This window comes from Micromonospora qiuiae (assembly GCF_016863555.1).
GTDB lineage: Bacteria > Actinomycetota > Actinomycetes > Mycobacteriales > Micromonosporaceae > Micromonospora > Micromonospora qiuiae.
The window spans coordinates 1-4597 of sequence record NZ_BOPC01000152.1 but is presented as its reverse complement, the minus strand read 5'-3'; the positions used below and the strand labels follow the sequence as shown (position 1 = coordinate 4597).

Genomic DNA, 4597 nt, shown 5'->3' with positions numbered 1-4597 from the left:
GGCGTGTCCTGCCGGCTTGCGGCACACCTGACCGGCATCCTCGGCCAGCCCTGAACGAGATCATCTTCGATGGAAGCTGGCCGGTGTCTTCCCCTCACGCACGCCCCATCACCCTGACTGCCGCCGAACGACACAGGCTCACCGCTGTGGCCCACTCCCATACCGCCGCATATCAACAGATCATCCGGGCCCGGATCGTCTGCGATGCGGCCCGCCGTGACTCTAACGTCGCGATCGCCCGCCGGCACGACCTCACCATCGACACCGTGCGGCGCTGGCGTGGCCGATTCGCCGACGAAGGCCTCGCCGGTCTCACCGATCGGCCACGCCCGGGGCGGCCGCCACGGTTCACCCCGGTCCAGGTCGCCGAGGTCAAAGCCCTGGCCTGCCAACTACCGGCCGAAACCCGCACGCCCCTGTCGGAGGGGACCTGCCCGGACTTGGCCGCGCAAGCCGTCGGCCGCGGCATCGTCTCGGCGATCTCGGCATCCACCATCCGCCGGATCCTTGCCCGCGACACGATCAAACCCTGGCAGCACCAGTCCTGGATCTTGCATGCGACCTCAGCCTGTGGCTGAAAGCCTTCTACACCCTGCCCGCGGCCCTTGACAAAGCAGCCACCACCCGAACACGCCGGCAGTCCGAAAGGTTGGCCCTGGTGGCAGCGTAGGAAAGCCAGGTGGACTTTGGCACTCGCGGCGGCACCCCGAGGCGCCGGTCGCCCGTCAGTGTCTGGTGCCTCCGTGTAGACCCCGGTAGGTTCAGAAGCACCTTCAGCATCATCGATCGGGGGATGCCGGCTACGTGTCGCACATCGAGAAGATCAGCGGTGAGCTCCGCGCGTTGATGACCGGGGTCGAACGGGCCCAAGGGCTCGCAGCCGGCGCGGACAGGCAGGTGCAGCAGGTGGCGTTGCGGGCTGCGGGCGCGGGCTTCGTCGCCGTCGCGGCGGGCGTGGCGCGGGTACGCGACGCGATCACGGGCATCCAGGGTGGCCTGGGAAGCATCGCCGGTTCGATCGGCGAGGCGACGAAAGCCACCGCGGCAGCGCCCCAGGAAGCCACCCCGCAGCAGACAATCGCCGGGCTCGCACCTGTGCAAAACGCTGTGGACAGCGCTCGTGACGCAGCGGCTGCGGTCATCGCCCAGGTCGGCGAGGCGCAGAAACTCGTCACCATGATCCTGCAGGGCGGGCAACCCGGACCGCTCCTCCAAGCCCTGGACAGCATCAAACAGGTCCTGGTGCTGGTCGTTACACGAGCCGGCGGCGCCCGGCAGCACATCGAAGCGGCGATCGCCGAGGCACGGCAGTTGGGGTCGTCGGGAAACTGACGTGGGCTGGAGGTCATGTACCGGCCAGCCCTCCCCCCTTCGGTAGCAGTGGTTCGCCGTCGACACCTCATGCCGTAGGAGACACCGCTTCCGGTGATCAGGTCCCTGGCAAGCCGTGGACGAGGCGGCCAACCGGCGTGCCGGGCGGTTCTCCGACGGGCCCGAGAACCAGAATCCCCGTGCGGTTGGACGACAAGGAGCGGCGCCCGTTGGAGCTTGAGAACGAATGCGCCGATATAGTCGCCGGGGAAAGCTATCGGGTTCACCAGAACCCCACACGGCAGGAGATCGCCGCCGCGCGGCTGCACACCGGCGACACGGGCGACCCGAACAAAGACCCCGATTACCTGGTCGAGGGTCACGTTTTCGATTGTTACTCCCCCACTCCGGGCAAGCCGGTACGGGGTGTCTGGAGCGAGGTCCGCACCAAGGTCGACAAGGGGCAGACCCAACGTGTCGTGCTGAACCTTCACGACTGGCACGGGGACCTCACCGCCCTGCGGGCACAGTTCGACAACTGGCCCATCGAGAGGTTGAAAGAACTGGTGGCGGTGACACCGAACGGTGCGATCGTGCAGATCGTACGGCGAGACTGAGGAGGGTGCGACGATGGCGGTCGACTTCAGATTGACCCTGGCGGGCGATGTCCCGTTGGAACACGTGGCCGCCCTTGTGGCCACCGACGCCGCCGGGAGGCCGCAGCCGACTGACACCGATCCGCGGCTGTTCAGCGCTCGGCTCTACGACACGTGCGGGTATGCGTTGAGCGTCTACTCGGGCAGCAACGGCTATTTCGATGCGGAGGACGACGATGGTTCCCGCTGGGAGTGGGAGCCGCAGACCTACGTCGATATTGACTTCTCCATGCGCGCCGACACCATCATCGACCTGGGGATCCCGACCATGGTGAAGGCCGTCGCGCGCGTCTTGGCGGGCCGGCAGGAGGACGCGGCGTTCGTCCAGAACGGCAACTGGCTGCTACTGACCCGTGTCGCCGGACACGTTCGCAGGCGCAGCCCAACGTGGTGGAGCCACTACGGCGTGGCCGACCTCATCCCCTCTTGAACGGGTCGGAAGCCTGATTGCCGTGGGTCTTTCGGGCGGCCAGCTGTCGGTGTACGGGTTCCATTGCACAGCCAGGTACGCCAGAAGTACGCAGGCCCGGCATCTCTGCCGCTTCGGCTCGGTGGGCGACTGCGGACCCAATGACCTCCCTCCACTGCTCGCCCTTAGTCGCCAGCAGGGTCAGGTCGGCCCCCCGGATCGCGGCTACATGCTTGTGCGCACCGATCAAGCGCAATCTGTCGCTCTCGCGGCCGGCTTGCGTCCGGCCCACGGCTCATTCCACGAGGCGCTTCCCTCACGGTCGCGTCCCGGAACCTGCCTCATTGATCTTGACAGGTTCCGGTCGGCCAGGAAAGATGCCACCGGGAGCCTCGTTGGACCGCGGTGGCATCTGTCCGAAAGTCGAGCTTGCGGGCGATGTCGCACCTCCCGAGTACAACTGACTCGTGGCCAATACTGAAGACCTCCCACCCAGCGTCGCCAGCATCGCTGAGTACCTCGCCATGATGGCCAGGGGCTACGACAACCACCTGAAGTGGAACGAACAGGCCAAGTTCAAGGCCGATCTCATGAACGCCCGCGACCGGTGGCGCGGGGTCGCACCTGAAGCCTTCGCGACGAAGCTACGCCGAGAAGGCATGCGCGAGGAGGACATCCTCGAACTTGTCGACTGGCTCAAGAGGGCTCAGGCTGGCCGGCGTCTCATCCCGCAGCGCACATACCGAAGTCACACCTTCAGCCCGCCTCCTGAGGCCCAGAGCAGTGGCCTAGGGCAGCACAGCCGGGTCTGGTGATGCTGCGTGAGGTCGAGTCTCCGGAGCAGTTCCGCGAGGTGGCCCAAGCTCCACGTCGGCAACGGGACCGTGGCGGGATCGCGCCACACGACATCCCAACATTCGAGAAAGGAGGACAACGCCAAGAATCGCTGCCACACGCACGCGGATTGACCGACACCCGCCCGGACGGAGGGGACGCTCGTCGCACGAGCACCCACCGAGCACCCAACCGACCAAAAGGGACAGAAACACGAAGGCACCTGACCCGCACTTCCGCAGGTCAGGCACCTTTTGATCTTGCGCGCCCGAAGGGACTCGAACCCCTAACCTTCTGATCCGTAGTCAGATGCCCGGCTTACCCACATCTGTTCGAATCCAGCAGTTGTGCACGCCCCATCGAAAGGTCACAACCCGGCCTGCCTTATTGACGCCGTAGGGCAATGCTGTGCTCAGAGATGACCTGCCGAACAACGCGGTCACTGCCATCAGGGCAGGGTGTTCTGCGTCCCCTGCCTAGGAGTCGAACCTGCGCGAGCCGAACAGCTTGGATCGATACGAGCCTCGACGTTTGCGACCGAAGCGCAGGCCAGGCTGTGCCCACCGACGGCCAGCCGAATGGCGGCAAAGCTTACACCCGCCGGACGCGCTCGCTGCCGCTCCGCCAGCAGGCTGTAGTATCAGCGCATGCGCACTCAATGTGCGCACCGATGCGGAAAACTTGTGTCCGAGGCCCGAGTTAAACCCTGAGTACATGATCACGGTGAGCGCTGACTTGCAATTATGTTGATCGTGGGGGTCTGTCCGGGGTCAGGGCCGAGCCGGGCAGACCCTCCTACGCTCGATCGGTCATTGGCCAAACCCATCCTCGCGACGCGTACGTGATCACACGGGCGCCGATGGGGCAGATGGCCGCACCGAGAAACCCAGAATCGATCATGGACGCCAGCTCACAGTGGTAGCCCGCATGTCTCGCAATCTCCATGATTGACCGGAGGCAAGTTGAGTGCGGCCGCCCTGGCCCGCGCTTGGGCAAAGAGCGCCTTGATCCGCTGCTGCTCTGGGTCAGTGCTGTCGGCGATCGTTCGGCTCCCGTCGCTGCCAATCCGGATTAGATCAAAATCGATCCCTTCCGGGAAATGCAGCTCAATGAGTCGAGTTGAGCCGGCTGCCTCGATGCACTTCCCAAGGGTCCTGGCGGCTACGACGACATCGTTGACCTTGACTCGCCGGCCGCGTGCCGATAGCACAACGTCGTTGTTCTCTAAGTCGACTCCCAGGGTTGGTCCCGGCTCGGTCGGCACGCCGTGGTCGAGGCGCCCATTCCCGGTAGCATACTCGTCGATGTGCTCCAGAATGTTGCGAATCTCGCGTACGCCTGACGTGGATGCATCGAACGCAGCCAGCGCGGCGCGGAGATGGGAGTC

The 4597-nt window shown here is 65.3% G+C and carries 6 protein-coding genes; 5 read left to right on the top strand and 1 reads right to left on the bottom strand.

Translation table 11 applies throughout. The annotated features are described in order from the left end of the window. The 5 genes from Vqi01_RS29955 to Vqi01_RS29935 form a co-directional block, all read left to right on the top strand. The coding region (locus Vqi01_RS29955) for a helix-turn-helix domain-containing protein (RefSeq protein WP_204038490.1) at window positions 1-578 on the top strand (578 nt) is incomplete at its 5' end. A gap of 226 nt (window positions 579-804) precedes the next feature. After that, window positions 805-1332: a DUF6244 family protein gene (locus Vqi01_RS29950; RefSeq protein ID WP_204038489.1), complete on the top strand. Its 528-nt coding sequence runs from the start codon at window positions 805-807 to the stop codon at window positions 1330-1332. 185 nt (window positions 1333-1517) lie between these two features. Next, complete coding sequence (locus Vqi01_RS29945; protein WP_204038488.1) at window positions 1518-1928, top strand: CdiA C-terminal domain-containing protein; 411 nt, start codon at window positions 1518-1520, stop codon at window positions 1926-1928. A 13-nt stretch (window positions 1929-1941) separates the two neighbouring features. Continuing rightward, window positions 1942-2397: a SitI3 family protein gene (locus Vqi01_RS29940; protein ID WP_204038487.1), complete on the top strand. Its 456-nt coding sequence runs from the start codon at window positions 1942-1944 to the stop codon at window positions 2395-2397. Window positions 2398-2843: 446 nt separating this feature from the next. Then, window positions 2844-3191, top strand: a complete 348-nt coding sequence (locus Vqi01_RS29935) for a hypothetical protein (RefSeq protein WP_204038486.1) — start codon at window positions 2844-2846, stop codon at window positions 3189-3191. 929 nt (window positions 3192-4120) lie between these two features. Here Vqi01_RS29935 and Vqi01_RS29930 read toward each other — a convergent pair. Continuing rightward, window positions 4121-4597, bottom strand: a 477-nt coding sequence (locus tag Vqi01_RS29930) for a hypothetical protein (RefSeq protein WP_204038485.1), incomplete at its 5' end; no start/stop codon positions are given.